General features: G+C 66.5%; 19 protein-coding genes. 11 read left to right on the plus strand and 8 right to left on the minus strand.

Going from position 1 to position 19,215, the window contains the following annotated elements; all coding sequences use genetic code 11:
- Positions 1–42 precede the first annotated feature (42 nt).
- From GGQ98_RS07005 to lgt, 5 genes are read right to left on the minus strand one after another with little or no spacing between them, the layout of a single operon-like run.
- Positions 43–1,458: an SLC13 family permease gene (locus tag GGQ98_RS07005; protein ID WP_184067120.1), complete on the minus strand. Its 1,416-nt coding sequence runs from the start codon at positions 1,456–1,458 to the stop codon at positions 43–45.
- A complete protein-coding gene (gene pgeF / locus GGQ98_RS07010; RefSeq protein ID WP_184067123.1) occupies positions 1,455–2,216 on the minus strand; it encodes a peptidoglycan editing factor PgeF in 762 nt (253 codons plus the stop codon). Before pgeF ends, GGQ98_RS07005 begins: the two co-directional genes overlap by 4 nt.
- The gene (locus GGQ98_RS07015; protein WP_184067125.1) at positions 2,213–2,734 is read right to left on the minus strand and encodes a GNAT family N-acetyltransferase; all 522 of its coding nucleotides are present in this window, start codon (positions 2,732–2,734) and stop codon (positions 2,213–2,215) included. Before GGQ98_RS07015 ends, pgeF begins: the two co-directional genes overlap by 4 nt.
- The gene (locus GGQ98_RS07020; RefSeq protein ID WP_184067128.1) at positions 2,731–3,738 is read right to left on the minus strand and encodes a class I SAM-dependent methyltransferase; all 1,008 of its coding nucleotides are present in this window, start codon (positions 3,736–3,738) and stop codon (positions 2,731–2,733) included. Before GGQ98_RS07020 ends, GGQ98_RS07015 begins: the two co-directional genes overlap by 4 nt.
- Positions 3,735–4,574 (minus strand): prolipoprotein diacylglyceryl transferase, encoded by an 840-nt coding sequence (lgt, locus tag GGQ98_RS07025; protein ID WP_184067131.1) that lies wholly within the window; start codon positions 4,572–4,574, stop codon positions 3,735–3,737. The genes GGQ98_RS07020 and lgt overlap by 4 nt, the downstream gene beginning before the upstream one ends.
- 101 nt (positions 4,575–4,675) lie before the next feature.
- On the opposite strand from lgt, the gene GGQ98_RS07030 reads away from it, so the two are divergent.
- The 8 genes from GGQ98_RS07030 (at position 4,676) to GGQ98_RS07065 (ending at position 13,682) form a co-directional block, all read left to right on the plus strand.
- Complete coding sequence (locus GGQ98_RS07030) at positions 4,676–5,863, plus strand: acyl-CoA dehydrogenase family protein (RefSeq protein WP_184067134.1); 1,188 nt, start codon at positions 4,676–4,678, stop codon at positions 5,861–5,863.
- 9 nt (positions 5,864–5,872) lie between these two features.
- Complete coding sequence (locus tag GGQ98_RS07035; protein ID WP_184067139.1) at positions 5,873–7,009, plus strand: acyl-CoA dehydrogenase family protein; 1,137 nt, start codon at positions 5,873–5,875, stop codon at positions 7,007–7,009.
- A gap of 1 nt (position 7,010) precedes the next feature.
- The gene (locus tag GGQ98_RS07040; protein ID WP_184067142.1) at positions 7,011–8,732 is read left to right on the plus strand and encodes a class I adenylate-forming enzyme family protein; all 1,722 of its coding nucleotides are present in this window, start codon (positions 7,011–7,013) and stop codon (positions 8,730–8,732) included.
- A 24-nt stretch (positions 8,733–8,756) separates the two neighbouring features.
- On the plus strand, positions 8,757–9,335 hold the full coding sequence (locus GGQ98_RS07045) for an HD domain-containing protein (protein ID WP_207791300.1): 579 nt from the start codon (positions 8,757–8,759) through the stop codon (positions 9,333–9,335).
- Between the two features lie 119 nt (positions 9,336–9,454).
- Positions 9,455–11,665, plus strand: coding sequence for a xanthine dehydrogenase family protein molybdopterin-binding subunit (locus GGQ98_RS07050; protein WP_184067145.1), 2,211 nt, complete (start codon positions 9,455–9,457; stop codon positions 11,663–11,665).
- Positions 11,665–12,684, plus strand: a complete 1,020-nt coding sequence (hemH, locus tag GGQ98_RS07055) for a ferrochelatase (protein ID WP_184067148.1) — start codon at positions 11,665–11,667, stop codon at positions 12,682–12,684. Before GGQ98_RS07050 ends, hemH begins: the two co-directional genes overlap by 1 nt.
- A 61-nt stretch (positions 12,685–12,745) precedes the next feature.
- On the plus strand, positions 12,746–13,468 hold the full coding sequence (gene phbB / locus GGQ98_RS07060) for an acetoacetyl-CoA reductase (RefSeq protein WP_184067151.1): 723 nt from the start codon (positions 12,746–12,748) through the stop codon (positions 13,466–13,468).
- A gap of 7 nt (positions 13,469–13,475) precedes the next feature.
- Positions 13,476–13,682, plus strand: coding sequence for a ribbon-helix-helix domain-containing protein (locus GGQ98_RS07065; protein ID WP_184067154.1), 207 nt, complete (start codon positions 13,476–13,478; stop codon positions 13,680–13,682).
- A 132-nt stretch (positions 13,683–13,814) separates the two neighbouring features.
- On the opposite strand, the gene GGQ98_RS07070 is transcribed toward GGQ98_RS07065, so the two are convergent.
- Positions 13,815–14,876 (minus strand): 5-(carboxyamino)imidazole ribonucleotide synthase, encoded by a 1,062-nt coding sequence (locus tag GGQ98_RS07070; protein ID WP_184067157.1) that lies wholly within the window; start codon positions 14,874–14,876, stop codon positions 13,815–13,817.
- Positions 14,873–15,361 carry a 5-(carboxyamino)imidazole ribonucleotide mutase gene (gene purE, locus GGQ98_RS07075; RefSeq protein ID WP_184067160.1) on the minus strand — a complete coding sequence of 163 codons (489 nt, stop codon included), beginning with the start codon at positions 15,359–15,361 and terminating at the stop codon, positions 14,873–14,875. Before purE ends, GGQ98_RS07070 begins: the two co-directional genes overlap by 4 nt.
- A 130-nt stretch (positions 15,362–15,491) precedes the next feature.
- Between purE and GGQ98_RS07080 the strand changes: the two genes are divergently transcribed.
- From GGQ98_RS07080 to GGQ98_RS07090, 3 genes are all read left to right on the plus strand, one after another.
- Complete coding sequence (locus tag GGQ98_RS07080; protein WP_184067162.1) at positions 15,492–16,223, plus strand: GGDEF domain-containing protein; 732 nt, start codon at positions 15,492–15,494, stop codon at positions 16,221–16,223.
- A 117-nt stretch (positions 16,224–16,340) separates the two neighbouring features.
- A complete protein-coding gene (gene mgtE / locus GGQ98_RS07085; protein WP_184067165.1) occupies positions 16,341–17,747 on the plus strand; it encodes a magnesium transporter in 1,407 nt (468 codons plus the stop codon).
- A 4-nt stretch (positions 17,748–17,751) separates the two neighbouring features.
- The gene (locus GGQ98_RS07090) at positions 17,752–18,516 is read left to right on the plus strand and encodes a response regulator (RefSeq protein ID WP_184067168.1); all 765 of its coding nucleotides are present in this window, start codon (positions 17,752–17,754) and stop codon (positions 18,514–18,516) included.
- A 7-nt stretch (positions 18,517–18,523) separates the two neighbouring features.
- On the opposite strand, the gene GGQ98_RS07095 is transcribed toward GGQ98_RS07090, so the two are convergent.
- Positions 18,524–19,213, minus strand: a complete 690-nt coding sequence (locus GGQ98_RS07095; RefSeq protein ID WP_184067171.1) for a head GIN domain-containing protein — start codon at positions 19,211–19,213, stop codon at positions 18,524–18,526.
- Positions 19,214–19,215: the final 2 nt, after the last annotated feature.

The raw sequence follows: 19,215 nt of genomic DNA on the forward strand, positions 1-19,215 counted from the left end.
GTCGGTCGGTTCACTAACCCCCGGATGCACGGCGGGCAACGACTATGACATCAGCGTTGCAACGGCGAACACGCAACCGACGATGATCGGAAGGCCGATGAGGTCGAGCAGGAAGCCCGCGCGCACCATGTCGGCGACGCGCAGCTCGCCGGTGGCGTAGGCGAAAGCGTTGGGCCCCGTGCCCGAAGGCAGCATGAAACCCCAGCTCGCCGCCATCGCTGCGGGAACCGCGAGCAGCGCCGGGTCGATCCCGCTGACCACCACCATACCGGCGATGACAGGAATGAACCCGCTCGCGGTCGCCACATTGGACGCGAACTCGGTGACGAGGATGATGACGGCGACGACGATCGTCGCCACGATCCACACCGGCATGCTGGTGAAGGGCGTCAGCTGGTCGCCGATCCACTGCGCAAGGCCCGTCGTCGTGATGAGCGCGGCAAGCGCAAGGCCGCCGCCGAACATCATGATCACGTCCCACGGCGCCGCGCGCGCCTCCGGCCAGCGGAGAAGCGGGCGTCCGTCGCCGCCGGGGATCACCAGCAGCAGGCTGCCTGCGACGATGCCGATGGTGCCGTCGTTGATTGCGCCCCTGGGCAGTACGCCGCCTTCGATAAAGGGCAGGAATGCCCACGCGAGTACGGTGACGGCGATGATGGGAACCAGGCGTCTTTCCGGCGATGTCCAGGGCCCGGCCTCGCCGATGGCCTCGCGGACCTGATCGGCATTGAGGCTGGCATGGCCGAGCCGGTTGAGCGTGATCAGCAGCCACCAGCACACCGGGATCGAGATGAGCACGATCGGAATACCGAACGCTGCCCACGTCGGGAAGTCGAGCACATAGCCGGTAGTCTTCTCGATCAGCCCGGCGGCGATGACGTTGGTCGGCGAACCGACGAGCGTGCCGAGCCCGCCGATCGAGGCCGCATAGGCGACGCCGAGCGTCAGCGTGATGGCGAAGGGATCGGGCCCTGTGCGCGGGCCGTCGCCCCTGCTCGCCTTCACCACTGACATCGCGATGGGCAGCATAATCAGCGCCGTCGCGGTGTTCGAGACCAGCATCGAAAGAAGCGCCGTCGCCGTCATGACGGCGAAGAGCAGCGCCCGTACGCTGGTCCCGCCGTGCGACACAATGAACAGCGCGACGCGCCGATGGAGCCCGGTTCGCTCGATGGCGAGCGCGATGAACGCGCCGCCGAGCAGCAGGAACAGCACGCCCGAGTAATATTCCCCGGCAACGTCCTCTGCGGTCATCACGCCGAGCAGCGGGCCGAGAATGAACGGCAGGAAGGCGGTGGCGGTGATCGGCATTGCCTCCGTCATCCACCATGTCGCCATCAGCAGCGTGATCGCGGCGACGCGCCACGCCGGTTCGCTCAGGCCTGCCGGTGCGGGCAGTGCGAGCAGCAGCAGGAAGAAAGCGATACCGCCCCAGAAACCAACGCGGCTGGCGGTCATGCCGGAATCCCGATCAGCGAAATCTGGCGGCCGTAATCCGCCTCGCCGTGATGCGTGGCGCGGCGGAAGCTGAAATATGCCGCTTCGTTCGCGTAGGTGTCCTGCCCGAGAAGTTCGACCCGCCCGAGACCCGCCGCCGCGAGGCGCGCGCCGACATAGGCTTCAAGGTCGAACTGGTGGTGCCCTGCGCGGCCCGCGAGGAAGAATCGTTCGTTTTCCGGGTTCGCTTCGCAGAAACGCCGGAAGAAGGCGTCGTCGACCTCGTAGGAGGCGCGGGCGATGCAGGGGCCGACGGCGGCGGCGATGCGGTCGCGGCGCGCGCCGAGGCCTTCCATGGCGGTGATGACACTGTCGGTAACGCCGCCGAGCGCGCCCTTCCAGCCTGCGTGCGCGGCGCCGACGACACCTGCGTCGCGGTCGGCAAGCAGCACGGGCGCGCAGTCCGCCGTCAATATTCCCAGCAGCACGCCCGGCGTTGCCGTCGCCATCGCGTCCGCATGCGGGCGGGAGTCGTCCGCGTAAGGTGCGGTCACGGCGATCGCATCGGGGCTGTGCACCTGATGCAGCGTGACAAGCGCGGCGCCGGGCAGCACGGCCTCCACCGCGCGGCGACGGTTTTCGGCGATGGCGGCGCGGTCGTCCTGCGAGCCGAGGCCGACGTTGAGGCCCGCGACGATGCCTTCGGAAACCCCGCCCTGGCGGCCGAGAAAGCCGTGCGGCACGGCGAGCGCGGCGGCCGGAACCACAGGAATAGTCATGGACGCAGCACCTTGCGATAGAGGAACTCGTGATCGGCGTGCGCGCCGACCATGAAGTCGAACTCGCCGACCTTCTCGAAGCCGTACTTCGCATAGACCGTCTGCGCGCGATGGTTTTCCGCCCAGACGCTCAGATACATGTCCTGCCAGTTGCCCGCGTTCGCCCAGTCCAGCGCCCAGTCCATCATCGTCTGCGCGATGCCGCGCCCGTGCCAGGCTTTCAGGATATAGAGCTGGCGAAGCTCGCACTTGCTCCGCCCGTCGTCGTCCGTAGGCAGATAGGCGGGCCCGACCTTGCAATAGGCGAGCATCTGCCCCTCCGCCTCGGCGATGCGGAATGCGAAGGCAGGATCGGCGAACTCCACCGGCATTCCGTCGGGACCGAACACTGTCACCAGGAAATGGTCGAGATCGTGCTTGGCATAAAGGTGCCCGAACGTCTCGATGAACGTCTCGCGACCAAGGTCGCAGAGCGCGGGGAGGTCGGCTTCGGTCGGTGTGCGGATCGTGATGCTCATGCGCCGAACCCTGACGGTTCGGGCCAATCCTTGTGCGTGAATGCAAGCACCTTGAACAGGCTCCCCATCGTTTGCGGCAGGGTCAGCCGCCGCATTGCGCCCGCTATAGCATGGCGGGCTTCCGGGTCGAGCCCGCGCGAGAGGCGCTCGGCGCGGGCTTCGATGCCGAGGGCGCGCAGGAACGGGCCTTGCAGTGTGAGCGGCGAAACATGGGTGCCCGCTGCGCGGCCTGCTTCGGCGAGCGCGGTGAAGTCGACGTGGGCGGTGAGGTCGTGTTCGCCGGGGGCCGCCAGCGGATCGGTGGGCGTGTGGGCGGCGAGCGCCTGTAGCGTGTCGCCTTCGGCGGGGCCTTCGTAGCCGTAGTCGATGAGGAGGGCTGCGCCGCCGTCTGCTGCGATCCTGGCGGCGAGGGTGGTCGCGTATCGGGCGCGGGCCGGGGAGGTTTCTCGGATCGTTTCGGCTTGGGGTATGTAGACGAAGTTATCGGCGGAGAGTCCGATGCGGCGTTCGTGCCAGGCGCCTTCGAAGTATACATCTTGGCGGATGGGGAGGGCGTCGAAGAATTCGTTGGCAATGACGAGGAGGGGCGCGCCTTGCGGCACCCCTGACAGATCATCGTGCCATGTGGCGGTCGGGATGCGCTGCGCCTGCGCGGCGCGGAGGGTGGGGCTGGTTTCCACGAAATGGACGGCGATCGCGTCGGCGAAGGCGGGAAGCGTGCGGGCGGCGCGCAGCAGGTCCGCCATCAGCGTGCCGCGTCCCGGGCCGAGTTCGACGAGGTTCACGCGGGCGGGCCGCCCGGCGCGGTCCCACAGGTCCGCCATCCACAGGCCGATGATCTCGCCGAACATCTGGCTGATTTCAGGCGCGGTGGTGAAATCGCCGCCGCGCCCGAAGGGATCGCGCCCGGCGTAGTAGGCCGCGACGCATTCGGCCATGTAGCGGTCGACGCCGATCGGGCCGCGCGCGATCTCGGCGGCGAGCTTCCTCCCCAGCGGGGTCATTTCGCGAGCGCGCGCTTTCCGGCGGTTGCGACGAAGTAGGCACCGGCCACGATCATCGCGGTGGAAAGCGTCTGGCCCATGGTGAGACCCCACGACAGCGTGCCGAGCTGCGCGTCGGGCTCGCGGAAATATTCGACGATGAAGCGGAAGAGGCCGTAGCCGAGCATGAAGGCGCCCACGAGAAGGCCGGGCTTGTAGCGCGCATCGGTCTTCCAGAAGAGATACCAGAGGATCGCGAACAGCACGAGACCCTCAAGGCCCGCCTCGTAGAGCTGGCTCGGGTGGCGCAGGATGTCGCCGCCGGTGGGGAACTTCATCGCCCACGGCACATCCGTCGCGCGGCCCCATAGCTCGCCGTTGATGAAGTTGGCGATGCGCCCGAAGAACAGGCCGAAGGGGATTGTGCAGGCGATATAATCATGCACGCGCAGCCAGCTCAGCTTGTGCTTCCAGGTGTAGATAAGGAGTGCGATCGAAACGCCCGCCGCCCCGCCGTGGAACGACATGCCGCCTTCCCATAGCTTGAACATGTCGGAGATGTGGCCTTCGGGGCCGAAGAAACGCTCGAAATCATAGAAGAGCACGTAGCCGATGCGACCGCCCAGGATGATGCCGAGGGTGACCCAGGTGACGAGATCGTCGGCATGGCGCCGCGCCATCGGCGCGCCGGGCTTCGCCAGCATCCTGAGCAGATACCACCACGCGACGACGATGCCGCCGATATAGGCAAGACTGTACCACCGGATCGGCAGCTCGGCCTCCGTGAACGGCACGGGGATGGAGAACCAGATCGGATCGATGCTGGGATAATTGAGCGCGGCTTCTATTGCGAACACGTGACTGTCTGCCCCCAAAATCGATGGGATTGCCCCTGTAGACGCCGCGCACCATAGTGCCGGGGGAGCATAACGCAATCATGCGGGGAGGGTTTTGGCCTATGGCCGAGCCGCTGGAAGAGTTTCGCGGCGAGACGCGCGCCTGGCTGGAGGCGAACTGCCCGGCCGAGATGCGCGAGCGGGTTCTGGAGGAAGCCGACGTCTGCTGGGGCGGGCGCAATGTTCGCTTCAAGAACGCGGCGCAGCGGTTGTGGCTGGAACGCATGGCGGCGCGCGGCTGGACCGTGCCGGAATGGCCGAAGGAATACGGCGGCGGCGGACTTTCCCCCGAGGACGCGAAGATTCTGGCCGAGGAGATGCGGCGTATCCATGCGCGGCCGCCGCTCAGTTCGTTCGGTATCTGGATGCTGGGGCCGGCGCTGCTGAAATACGGTAGTGAAGCGCAGAAGGCCGAGCATCTGCCGAAGATCGCGCGCGGCGAGATTCGCTGGTGCCAGGGCTATTCGGAACCGGGCGCGGGGTCGGACCTTGCCGCCCTGAAGACGAAGGCCGAGGACAAGGGCGACCACTGGCTGGTGAACGGCTCCAAGATCTGGACGAGCTATGCCGATCAGGCCGACTGGATTTTCTGTCTGGTCCGCACCGAGCCCGACGCCTCGAAGCACGAGGGGATCAGCTTCCTGTTGTTCGACATGGCCTCCGAGGGCGTCTCGACCTCCCCGATCAAGCTCATCAGCGGCTATTCGCCGTTCTGCCAGACCTTCTTCGACAACGTGAAGGTGCCCAAGGACAACCTCGTCGGCGCGCGCGGCAAGGGGTGGTCGATCGCGAAGTATCTGCTGACCCACGAGCGCAGCTCGATCGGCGCCGACTTCGGCACCGGCGGGCGCGACACGGCGGCGCAGGTCGCGAAGAAGCGCGTCGGCACGCGGGCGGACGGCACGCTCGCCGATGAGGGCCTGCGCGTGGACCTTGCGCGGCACGACATCGATACATTGTGCTTCGCGCTCACCATGGAGCGCGTGAAGGACGAGGCAAAGGCCGGGCAGGACATCGGGCATCTCTCGTCGATGCTGAAGCATGTCGGTTCGGAGCTGAACAAGTCGCGGCAGGAGCTGCTAATGAGCGTGTTCGGCAGCGACGGACTGCTGTGGGACGGCGAGGGCGCGCATGACGGCGACATGGCGAAGGCGTGGCTGCGCTCGCGCGCCAACTCGATCGAAGGCGGCACCGCGGAAGTGCAGCTCGGCATCATCGCCAAGCGCGTGCTCGCGCTGCCCGATGCGTAAGGAGTGACGATGGCGCTGGTGCTGACCGACGAACAGGCGATGATCCGCGAGGCGGCGGACGGGTTTTTCGCGTCCGAAGCGCCGGTATCGGCGCTTCGGCGGCTGCGTGACGCTGCCGACGCGACCGGCTTCTCGCGCGATCTGTGGACGAAGATGGCGGAGATGGGGTTCGCGGGCGTGCTGGTTTCCGAGGCGCACGGCGGTAGCGGGCTCGGGCTCGTCGCGGCGAACCTCATTCAGGACGCGATCGGTCGAAACCTGTCGCTGTCGCCGTTCCTTTCGACCGCCGTGCTCGGCGCGACGGCGCTCGGCGAAGCGAACGCTGAACAGCAGGCCGCGCTGCTGCCGAAGCTGGCGGCGGGCGACCTGCTGCTGGCGCTGGCGAGCGACGAGGCTTCGCGCCACGCGCCGCATCTTGTCCGCACGCGCGCCGAGGCGGCGGGGAACGGCTTCCGGCTCACCGGCGCGAAGACCTTCGTGTTCGACGGGCATGTCGCCGACAGGCTGATCGTCGCGGCGCGGACCTCGGGCGAGGATGATGAGCGGGACGGGATCACGCTGTTCCTCGTCGATCCGAACGCGGCGGGCGTGACGGTGAAGCGCACGCAGATGGTCGACAGCCGCAACGCCGCCGACATCCGCCTGGACGGCGTGCAGGTGGACGGCGCCGACGTGATCGGCGCGGTGGGCGAAGGCGCGGCGATCCTCGACCGGGTGCTCGACGCGGGGCGCACGTGCCTTGCCGCCGAGATGGTCGGCGTTTCGGCGCAGAGTTTCACGATAACGGTGGGCTACCTCAAGGAACGCGAGCAGTTCGGCCGCAGGATCGGCAGCTTTCAGGCGCTCCAGCACCGCGCGGCGCAGCTTTACTGCGAGATCGAGCTTGCGAAATCGGCAACGCTGAAAGCCGCGCAGGCGATCGACGCGGGGGACAAGGACGCGCCGCTCTACGCCAGCCTCGCCAAGGCAAAGGCGGGCGCGGTGGCGCGGCTCGCGACCAACGAAGGCGTGCAGATGCACGGGGGCATCGGCATGACCGACGACTATGATATCGGCTTCTACATGAAGCGCGCCCGCGCCGCCGAAACGAGCTTCGGCGACCTGTCGTTTCATGGCGATCGTCTCGCGCGTATGCTAGGGTACTGAAATGCTGACTGAACTCGACAAGGCACAGGACAAGGCCGTCGCGGCGATCACGGCTCCCGGCGGCCAGCTGGAGATCATCGACAAGACCGTGCGGGGCGTGCCGCTGAAGGTCTTCAAGAACGCGCCGCCGACGATGCGCGAGTTTTTCCAGTTCTTCTTCGCGCACAATGCCGCGCGCGAATTCCTCGTCTACGGCGAGGAGCGGATGACCTTCGCGGAGGTTTACGCCAAGGCGCTGCGCATCGCGGCGGCGGTGCAGCACACATACGGCATCGCCAAGGGCGACCGGGTCGCCATCGCCATGCGCAACTATCCCGAATGGATCATGGCCTATATCGGCCTCGTTCACCTGGGCGCGGTGGTCGTGCCGATGAATGCGTGGTGGCAGCCCGAAGAGCTTGCCTACGGGCTTGCCGACAGCGGCGCGCGGCTGGTGATCGCGGACGAGGAGCGCCTGCGGAGGCTCGCCCAGATCGAGGGCCTGTCGGTGCCGGTCGTGGTCGTTCGCGCCAGCCACGGCGTCGCGGCGGAACATGGCGCGGATCTTCTCGACGATCTTCTCGAAAGCGGCCCGAGCGATACCTGGTATTTGCCGCCGCTCGCGCCCGAAGACGATGTCAGCATCCTCTACACGTCGGGTTCCACGGGTTTCCCGAAGGGGGCGGTATCGACCCATCGCGGCACCGTGCACGGCACGTTTTCGTATCTGGTGCAGGGCCTCGCGCTGCTCAAGCTCTCCGAAGCCTCGGGCGCATATGTGCCGCCGCAGCAGATCATGCTGCTGACCGTGCCGCTGTTCCATGTGACGGGGCTCGTGCCGCTGATGCTGGTGTCGGTCGCGATCGGGCGCAAGTTCATCATGATGCACCGCTGGGACGCGGGCGAGGCGATCCGGCTGATCGACAAGGAAAAGTGCACCTATTTCGTCGGCGTGCCGACGATGACGCACGAGATCATGTCGCACCCGGAGCGTGCCAAGTATGATCTTTCCACCGTGACCGACTGGGCCGCCGGGGGCGCGCCGCGTCCTGCCGAGCATGTCGAGCGGCTGGCGAAGGCGATCCCCACGGGCAAGCCCGCGATCGGCTACGGCCTTACGGAAACGAACGGCGTGGGCGCCGGTATCCTGCGCGAATCCTATCTCGCGCGGCCGACCTCGACGGGCCGGGCTTCGAAACCCGTTGTCGAGATCGCGATCCTTGACGACGACGGCGCTGCGCTGGCGGCGGGTGCGGTCGGCGAGGTGTGCATCCGCTCGGCGGCGAACGTGCGCGGCTACTGGCGGCGGCCCAAGGAAACGGCGGAGGCCTTCGACAAGGCGGGGTGGTTCCACACCGGCGACCTCGGCTATCTCGACGAGGACGGCTTCCTGTTCATCGTCGATCGGAAGAAGGACATCATCATCCGCGGCGGCGAGAACATCAGCTGCCAGGAGGTGGAGGCCGCGATTTACGCGCACCCGGCGGTGATGGCGGCAAGCGTGTTCGGGCTTCCCGATGACCGGCTCGGCGAAATCGTGGGCGCCGTGATCTATCTGAAACCGGGCGAAAAGGCGGAGCCCGAAGCCGTTATCGATTTCACGCGCCAGCATCTTGCCGCGTTCAAGGTGCCTGCACGGCTCTGGATATCGGCAGAGCCCTTGCCCCGGCTCGGATCGGAGAAGATTGACAAGGTCAGCCTGCGCAAGACCTACCGCGACGTTCATCAGGCGGACGCGGCATAAGCAGGCGGGGAGAGGAGAACGGTTATGGCGACGAACCCGGAGATACAGAGCCAGGCGAAGTTCCGGCACATGCTGGACGGCACGCGGGCCGACTGGATGATCATCGCGCGCGAACATGCGGTGCACCAGAAGGCGGCGGCGCCCATGCAGATCATGGACACGCTCCGGCGGCTCGGCGACATGGTGCTCGGCTTCGCCGCCGACCAGCTGACCCATTCGCTGATGACCGGCACGCTCGCACGGCGCGCGGGCGCGAGCGACGAAGAGGTGGTGGCCGCGCTGTGCCACGACATGGGCAAAATCATGTCGGTGCCGAACCACGGCCAGATCGCGGCCGAAGCGCTGAAGCCCTACGTTTCGGACTCGCTCTATCACGCCGTTTACTGGCACCAGCATTTTCAGGGCCGGTATTACTACGATCACATGGGCAAGCCGACCGACCTTCGGCTGCAGTTCAAGGACGAGCCCTGGTACGGCTTCGCCTGCCGGCTGGTGGACGAGTGGGATGCGCCGGCGTTCGATCCGGGCTTCGATGTCGATAGCCTCGAAAGCTTCGAGCCGGAGGTGGTGAAGGTGTTCTCGAACCCCGCCGCGATGATCTGAGACGCCGCATCGACAGGGTCTTGCGTCCGCGATAAACCGCTGGGATGGACGACAAGACGCCGCCGGCTCCCCAGCCGTTACAGACCCCGCCGCCTCCCCGGAAACGGGCGCTTCCGAAGTTGCCGCAGATTTCGCGGCGCAAGCTGCTGATCGGTATCGGCGCGGGCGCGGGGCTTGCGATCGGCTATGCCGTGTGGCCGCGCCGCGTGCCGCTGAACCTCGCGGTTCGCGAGGACGAGACGCTCATCAATGCCTGGCTGAAGATCGGGGCGGACGGGCGGATCGTCGTCGCCGTTCCGCAGGCGGAGATGGGGCAGGGCGTTTACACATCGCTGCCGCAGCTTCTGGCGCACGAACTCGGCGCGGACTGGAAGACGGTGTCGGTGGAGCCCGCGCCGGTGCATCCGGCCTATGCGAATCGCGCGATGGCGGAAGGCATGGCGGCGGAAGCGCCGGGCTTCCTGCAGGGCATCGTGCGCTGGGCGGCGACAACGGTGGTCGAGCGGTATTCGCTCCAGCTGACGGGCGGTTCAACCTCCGTCGCGGCCCATTGGGAGCCGCTGCGAACCGCAGGCGCAGCCGCCCGCGCGCTGCTCTGCGCGGCGGGGGCGAAGTGGCTTGATGTCGATGTGGCGGCCTGCGACACGGTGAACGGATTCGTCGTCGCGCCCGGCGGCAAGACAATCGCGTTCAAGGACCTGCTCGCCGACATCGATCCCGATGATGCGCCCGACGAGCCGCAATGGCGCGCCGACGGTACGGGGCCTTTTCTCGGCAAATCGATGCCGAGGCTCGATACGCCCGGCAAGGTGGACGGCAGCGCGCAGTTCGGTGCGGATGTTCGGTTGCCCGGCATGATCTACGCGGCTGTTCGCGGCGCGCCGCACGGCGCCGCGGGGCTCACGGCCCAGCTGCCGAAGACGGCGCGCAAGGGCGGTGTGATCGGACTGGTCATCGGGCCGCGCTGGTATGCGGTAACGGGCGACACTTGGTGGGCGGCGCGGCAGGCGCTCGATCTCGTCAACGCGGATTTCGAGCCCGGCGAATCGATGGCCGACAGTCTTGCCATCGAAGAGGCGCTCGACGAGGCGCTCCACGGCGACGACGGCACGATTTTCGCCACGAGCGGAGACATCGACGAAGGGCTCGAGACCGGAAAGCGGATCGAAGCGGATTATTCGGTTCCGTTCCTCGCCCACGCCTGCATGGAGCCGATGACGGCGACGGCGCGCGTCGAAAACGGCAAGGTGGAAGTCTGGGTGCCCACGCAGTCCGCGACGCTTGTGGTGTGGCGTGTGGCCGATGCGCTCGGCGTCGCGGAACAGGACGTGACGGTGTTCCCGACGCTGCTCGGGGGCGGTTTCGGGCGCAAGGCGGAGGTCGATGCGGCGGTGCAGGCCGCGCTGATCGCGCGCGACGCGGGCCGGCCGGTGCAGCTGATCTGGCACCGCGAGGAAGACATGGCGCGCGATATGTACCGCCCGCCCGCCAAGGCGCGTATGCGCGGCACCGTGAACGCCGACAAGAAGATCGGCGCGTTCGATATCAAGATCGCCGCGCCGAACCTGGGTGAGAGCTTCATGTCGCGCAACATCCCCGCGCTCGCGAGCGGCGGGGACAGCGCGGCGATGCTGGAGGGTGCGCTCTCCATCCCTTATTCCGTGCCCGTGTTCCGCGCCGCGCATGTCGATGTGCCGACGCCCGTGCCGCTCGGCTACTGGCGCTCGGTGGGCCACAGCTACACGGCGTTTTTCTGCGAGAGTTTCGTTGACGAACTGGCGCAGGCCGCCGGGATCGATCCGTTCGAGTTTCGTCTGCGCATGATGGAGGAGGGCTCCCGCGAGGCCGAAGTGCTGAAGACCGCCGCGTCGCGCGGCAGCTTTTCGGCGGTGAGCGAAGATCACATCGGGCGCGGGATCGCGATCCACAGGAGCTTCGGTTCGATCGTCGCGGAGGTCGTCGAGGTCGAGGCGCCGAGCATCGAACAGGTGACGGTGAAGCGCGTGACCTGCGTGGTCGATTGCGGGCGTGTCGTGAACCCGGACATCATCAGGGCGCAGATGGAAAGCGCGATCATCTTCGGCCTCACGGCCGCCATGCACGGACAGGTGCGTTTTGCCGAGGGGGAAGCGGAGCAGTTGAACTTCGATTCGTATCCGTTGCTGCGGATCGACGAGACCCCCGAGATTGACGTCCACATCATGACATCGGATGCCCCGCCCGGCGGTGTCGGCGAGCCGGGCGTGCCGCCGCTCGCCCCCGCGCTCGTGAACGCGATCTTCGCGGCGACGGGCGAACGCCTGCGCGATCTGCCGCTTTACCGCTACTGATGCAGCCCGCAGACCACCCGCGGATCGCCGACGCGAGAATCGGCGTGCTGATCGTGAACCTGGGGTCGCCCGACGCGCCGGAAGCCTCGGTGGTGAAGCGCTATCTGAAGGAGTTTCTGTCGGATCGGCGCGTTGTCGAAATCCCGGCGCTGCTGTGGCAGCCTATCCTGCGCGGCATCATTCTCAATACGCGTCCGGCGAAGAGCGCGGCGCTCTATGCCTCGATCTGGGATCGGGAGCGGGGAGATTCGCCGCTTCGCGTCATCACCGGGGATCAGGCCGGACTGCTCCAGGCGGCGCTGCCCGACGTGACGGTGGATTTCGCGATGCGTTACGGGAATCCCTCGATCCCCGAACGGCTCGCGGCGCTGAAGGCGGCGGGCTGCACGCGTATTCTGGTGATGCCGCTCTACCCGCAATATTCCGCGGCGACGACGGCAACCGTCGTGGACAAGGTGGGCGCCGTTCTGAAGGACATGCGCTGGCAACCCGCGCTGCGCGTGCTGCCGCCCTATCACGACGACCCCCTCTATATCTCCGCGCTTGCGCAGGACGCGCGCGCGGAGATGGCGGCGCTCGATTTCACGCCCGACGTCGTCGTGGCATCCTTCCACGGGATGCCGGAGCGGACGCTTCATCTGGGCGATCCGTATCATTGTCACGCGCAGAAAACCGCGCGGCTGCTGCGCGAGGCCCTGGGGGTCGGCGAGGCCGGTTTCCGCACGGCGTTTCAATCCCGTTTCGGGAAGGCGGAATGGTTGAAGCCCTATCTCGACAAGACGCTCCAGTCGCTTCCCGGCGAAGGCATCCGCAAGGTGGCCGTGATCGCCCCCGGCTTCAGCGCGGATTGCATCGAGACGCTGGAGGAAATCGCGATCCAGGGCCGCGAGACATTCTTCCACGCGGGTGGAACCCATTTCGCCTATTTGCGCTGTCTCAATGCGGGAACTGCGGGGATGCAGATGCTTTCCGGGCTTGCGGCGCGCGAACTTGCCGGTTGGCGCGAATCGGGTCATTGATTGCAACACAAATGAAAAAAGCGGGCAGTAACGGTCTATTGTACTTGGGAGGACAATCATCATGGCGCGCGTGGCAATCGTTACCGGCGGATCGCGGGGCATCGGCGAGGCGATCAGCCTCGAACTTCAGAAAATGGGGATGAAAGTCGCCGCCAATTACGGCGGCAACGATGAAAAGGCCCGCGAGTTCACCGAGCGCACAGGCATTCCCGCTTACAAATGGGACGTCGGGGATTTCGATGCCTGCCAGGACGGCGTGCGCAAGGTGGAGGCCGATCTCGGGCCGGTCGACATTCTCGTCAACAATGCCGGCATCACGCGCGACGGCACGCTGATGAAGATGGACCGCAAAGGCTGGGACGAGGTTATCGACGTGAACCTCGGCGGCTGTTTCAACATGGCCAAGGCGGTGTTCGACGGCATGAAATCGCGCGGCTACGGACGGATCGTCAACATCGGCTCGATCAACGGGCAGGGCGGCCAGTACGGCCAGGTGAACTACGCGGCGGCGAAATCGGGCATTCACGGTTTCACCAAGGCGCTCGCTCAGGAAAGCGCGCGTTTCGGCATTACGGTGAACGCGCTTGCGCCGGGCTATATCGATACCGACATGGTCGCCGCAGTGCCCGAGCCGGTGCTTGAGAAGATCGTCGCCAAAATCCCCGTCGGACGGCTCGGCAAGGCGAGCGAGATCGCGCGCGGCGTCGGCTTCCTCTGCGCCGAGGATGCGGGCTTCGTGACCGGATCGACGCTGTCGATCAACGGCGGCCAGCACATGTATTGATCCCGGCATGTCGGGGCTCATCAAACGCTCGGTGACGATCGCCGGGCATCGCACTTCGGTGAGCCTCGAGCCTGTGTTCTGGGACGCGCTGGTGGCCGAGGCTGACGGCGAGGGGCGTTCCGTCAACGCGCTCGTCGCGGAAATCGACGAGGCGCGGACGACCAATCTTTCCAGTGCGATCCGCGTGTGGCTGTTCGAGCGGCGGGGTGGCTGACGGGTTGTGCATCCCCTGACTTCGCTCGGGATGATGGGCGCAGAGGGGCGGGGCCTCTCTATCAGACGCAGCGCAGGGCGGAACCGCCCCACCCCAACCCCTCCCCTGAAGGAGAGGGGCTTTTCCGCGTTTCTATTCAAGCCAGGTGACGTGGCCCATCTTGCGGCCGGGCTTGACCTCGCTCTTGCCGTAGAGATGCAGATGGGCGCGCGGGTCCGCGAGTATCGCGGCCCAGTCGTTTGCGTCCTCGCCGATCAGATTCTTCATGCGGACGGCGTGCGCGCTGAGCCCCGTTTCGCCCAGCGGCAGGCCGCAGATCGCGCGAATATGGTTCTCGAACTGGCTGGTGTGCGCACCCTCGATCGTCCAGTGGCCGCTGTTGTGAACGCGCGGGGCCATCTCGTTGAACACGGGGCCGTCCGCGCAGGCGAAGAATTCGAGCGTCAGGAGCCCGACATAATCGAGGGCATCGGCGACCTTGCGCGCCATTGCAGCCGCCGCTTCGATGTGCGCGGAGAGCGCGGCCGGTGCGGGAATTTCGGAGAGGACGAGGATGCCGTTCGCATGGGTGTTGCGGGGCGCCTGATAAACGGCGCTGCTTCCATCCGTGGCACGGGCGAGCAGGATGGAAAACTCCGCATCGAAGCGGACGAAGCCTTCGTAGATCGAGGGGTTCTCGCCGATGTCCGTCCACGCGGCGTCCAGCATCGTATCGGCGTCGATGCGAACCTGGCCCTTGCCGTCATAACCGAACCGGCGGGTCTTGAGGATGCCGGGGGTGCCGATCTCGCGCACGGCCGTTTCAAGCTCGGCGCGCGACGAGACGGCGCGGTACGGTGCGGCGCGGCCGCCCAGGCCGGTGAAAAAATCCTTCTCGACAAGGCGATCCTGCGCAATGCGCAGCGCGCGTGCGCCGGGCCGGGTCGGGACGCGCGCTTCGAGAAACGCAAGGCTTTCAGCATCGACGTTCTCGAATTCGACCGTCACGACATCGACGGCGGCGGCGAAGGCTTCGAGCGCCGCATGGTCGGTGTAGGCCGCGCGCGTGACGGCGGCGGAGACGTCGGCGGCCGGAAGTTCGGTTTCGGGCGCGAAGATGTGAACGCGGTAGCCCATGTTCGCCGCCGCGAGAGCGAGCATACGCCCAAGCTGGCCGCCGCCGAGGATGCCTATGGTGGAACCGGGCGCAATCATTCAGGGTTTTCGGCGACCGCCTCGGTCTGCTTCGCGCGCCAACGGACCAGCCGCTCGTGAACGTCTGTGTCGTGCGTGCCGAGGATCGCCGCGGCGAGCAGCGCGGCGTTGATGGCGCCCGGCTTGCCGATGGCGAGCGTGCCGACGGGGATGCCGCCGGGCATCTGGACGATGGAAAGCAGGCTGTCCATGCCCTTCAGCGCCTTCGATTCGACGGGCACGCCAAGCACGGGAAGCGCGGTCATCGCGGCGGCCATGCCCGGCAGGTGCGCCGCGCCGCCCGCGCCCGCAACAATCACCTTGAGCCCGCGCGCAGCCGCGCCGTGCGCATAGCTGTACAGCCGGTCTGGCGTGCGGTGCGCCGAAACGATGCGGGTTTCATGTGGAATTTCAAGCGCTTCCAGGGTTTCCGAGGCATGGCGCATCGTTTCCCAGTCGGACTGGCTTCCCATGATGATGCCGACCAGCGGCGGTGTTTCCGGCATGCTTCCCTGCGCGTCCTTCTCCGAAGCGCCGCAACCTACTTTCGCTCCGCCTCGCTGTCTATGTTCACCTTACGCACATTATTTTATGGGCAGAGTGACGATCGGAACCGGAAACGGCCGGGAGAACAGGATGACGCGTATCGATGAAGGCGGACGCGCTGCACGTGCCTACGGGCGCGTCCAGACACGCGCCGCGCTTGCGTCGGTGCCTGCCATAGGCGATGCACTGGCGGGCATTCCCGACGCCGAGCCCGCCACCGCGATTGCGGAGGTGGCGGCCGCCGCGCTTCCCGAGCACCTGCGGGACGCTTTCGTCGCGTTGCTTGCGGAAACCGAGGAACTGCGCAGAACGCTGGCGGTCGCGCGCCGCCGCATCGAGGAACTCGAACGCCTGGTGGAAGCGGACGAACTCACACCGGTCGCCAACCGGCGCGGCCTGATGCGCGATCTCGCCCGGACGCTGGCGGAGGTCGGACGGCACGGGGTGCGCGCGGCGCTGATCTTCATTGATGTCGACAGGCTGAAGGAGATCAACGACCTTCACGGCCACCTCGCCGGAGACGCGGCGCTCGTGCACATCGGGGAAACCCTGCGCGCGAAACTGCGCGAATCCGATACGATCGCGCGGCTCGGCGGCGACGAATTCGCCGTTGTCCTGCGGCATGTCGATGGCGAACAGGCGCGCGCGAAGATGGAGCAGATCGTGGCTGCCGTGGCCGCGAAGCCGGTGTGGCTGGGGAGCGATCGCTTCACCGTCACGATTTCCGCCGGCCTGCACATCCTGTCGCCGGGAGAAACGGTGGAAGGCGCCCTGCGCTTCGCCGATACGGCGATGTACGCTTGCAAGACGGAAAAGCGCTGAACCCGATCCGAGACGTATCGGCGGCGGCGCGAAGCCTTTGAAGGAAAAGCGTTCGCAGCGCTTCACCGGCGATCCCTTGCGATGGAAATGTAACCCCCGCACGCTATAAGCAGCGGCATGACCGACGATGTTCAGGATAAGGATCACGCTCCGGCGCCGCGCGAGGCACTGGAAGACAACCGTTTGACGGGCGCGTTCGTCGATGAGGTGACGGAGGCGCTCGCCGCGGGGGACGCGGCGCGCGTGCAGGAACTCGCCGGGCCGCTGCACCCCGCCGATATCGCCGATCTCGTCGAGCAGGTGAAGCCGCAGGAACGCCAGCTTCTCGCCGCCGCGCTCGGCGACCTGCTTGACGCCGACGTCATCTCGGAAATGAACGAGGTGGTGCGCGAACAGTTGATCGACGTGCTCGATGCGGGGCAGGTCGCGGACGTCGTTACGCAGATGGAAACCGACGACGCGGTCGCCATCCTCGAGGACATGGACGAGGAGGACCAGGCCGAGGTCCTGCGCTCGCTCCCCGCCAACGAACGCGCCGCGATCGAAGAGGCGCTGGGCTACCCGGAAGAATCCGCCGGCCGCCTGATGCAGCGCGACCTTATCGCGGTGCCTGAATACTGGACGGTCGGTCAGGTCATCGATTTCCTGCGGCAGGCCGGTGACGACGTGGCCAGCGATTTCTGGGAAATCTTCGTCGTCGATCCTTCGCACAAACCGGTGGGGACCATGCGCCTCTCGCTGGTGCTGCGCTCGCCGCGCAACGTGCTCGTCAGCGAGGTGATGGAGCGCGAGCAGACACTGATCCCGGTCGATATGGATCAGGAAGAAGTGGCGCTGCGTTTCCAGAAATACGCGCTGATCTCGGCGGCGGTCGTTGATGTTTCCGGCCGCCTCGTGGGTGTCGTGACCGTCGACGACGTCGTCCACATCATTCAGGAAGAGGCCGACGAGGACATCATGCGCATGTCGGGCGCAGGTGACGGGGACATCAACGACAGCGTGCGGGAAATCGTCTCCACGCGCCTGCGCTGGCTGATCGTCAATCTCGGCACCGCGATCCTGGCTTCGATCGTCATCGGTTTCTTTGCGGGTACGATCGAGAAGATGGTGGCGCTCGCCATTCTGATGCCGATCGTCTCGGCGCTCGGCGGCAATGCCGCGACGCAGACCATGGCGGTGACGGTGCGCGCGCTCGCCACGGATCAGCTGACCGAAGTGAACACGCGGCGCACGATCTCCAAGGAAATCCGCGTCGCGCTCATCAACGGCGCAGCGATCGCGTTGCTGGTCGGCCTTGCCGCAGGGTTCTATTTCTCGAACGTGCAGCTCGGGCTGGTGATGGGGGTGGCGATGATCGGGAACATCCTCGTCGCAGGCGTCGCCGGGGTCATGGTGCCGCTGACGCTCGACCGGATGGACATCGATCCGGCGGTCTCCTCGCCCGTGTTCGTCACCATGACGACGGACGTGCTGGGCTTTCTGTTCTTCCTCGGCCTCGCCGCGGCGACGGGCCTGGCGGGTTAGGCCGGTGACGGCGGAGGTCATTCTCGTCGATGACGAGCGACTTGTCGCCAAACTCTACGGGCGTGCGGTGGAAGCGGCGGGCTATGAGGCAACGCTGTTCAGCGACGCGGAATCCGCATTCAAGCGCATCGTCCAGCGGGGGCCGTCGCTGCTCGTCACCGATCTCAACATGCCGGGCCTTTCCGGCTATGCGCTCGCCGAGCGCATCACGGAGCGCGGCCTCAAGAGCTTCCCCATCATCCTGATGAGCGCGGACGATACGGCCGAGCTTATCAAGGCGGGCGTGGCTTCGGGCGTGGACGATTTCCTGGTGAAGGGTGTCAGCTTCGAGCGTTTCCGCGCGCGGCTCGATCACTGGATGAAGGGGCCGTTTGCCGGACTGCCCGTGCATGTCCGCATCGCGGCGCGCGAGAGCCTTGCACGCAGCGGCGCCCCGGAAAGCCCGATCGCGTTCCTGCACGGTTCGCTCGACCGCGTTACCGTGCGCGCCGCAGCGACGGTGGAGGATCTTCTCGATGCCGTGGGCGGCGAATACGGGCGTACGGCGGCCGAGGCGCTGCGCTTGCTGGGCGTCATCGACGGCGTGCTTGCGCTTCTTTCCCGGTCCAACGGGCTAACGCAGCTGCGCCGTCTCGAAGCGATGGTCGGTGTCGTTGACAGGCTCGGCGAGCCGTGGCAGGCGCGCCTGCACCCGCACATCGCGCGTTTTGAAGCCGTCGCGCGCGACGCGACCTTTCGGCACGCCGCGCAGTCGCTGCGGTTGCGCTAGGCGGCGATCAGGCGCCGCAACTGACCTTGCCGCTGCCGAGCGTTTTGACCTCGCACTGCGGCTTGCCGAGAATCTTGATGTCGCCGGAGCCCGCGATGCTGAGCTTGGCATGCTTCGCGACATCGGCGGTGATATCCCCCGAGCCCGCGATCTTGCCCGTCAGCGACTGGCACTTGAGGCCGGGCGCGTCGACATTTCCCGACCCCGCGATGGATATCGTCGCCGCGCCGCATGTGCCGGTCATCGCCATGTCGCCGGACCCGGCAAGCGAAATGTCCATGCGGTCCGCCGTCACCACGCCGACATTGAGATCGCCGGAGCCGGAAACAGCCAGTTTCACGTCCTGGCCTTTCATGCGATCGACGGCAATGTCCCCCGACCCGGCGAGCCGCGCGCTGCCGAGCGTATGCGTGGTGACATAAAGGGTCAGCATCTCGCCGTCGTTCCATGTGAACCAGGTGCCCGACTTCTTTTCGCGGATGCGCAGGGTGCCGCCGGAAACCTGAACATCCAGGCGGTCGATCGATTTCTGGTCGCCGACGGCACGCACGCCGGGCGCCTTGCCGGTCGCTACGATCACCTTGTGCGGAACCGAAACGGAGATGCCTTCGAATTCCGTGACCATGAACTTCTGTTCGGCGGCAAGCGCGGGCGGCGCGAGCGCGAGCAGGGACGCGGCGAGAAGGGCCTGTTTCATAG

The sequence above is a fragment of the Sphingosinicella soli genome, assembly GCF_014199685.1.
In the GTDB taxonomy this organism is placed as follows: Bacteria; Pseudomonadota; Alphaproteobacteria; order Sphingomonadales; family Sphingomonadaceae; genus Sphingosinicella; species Sphingosinicella soli.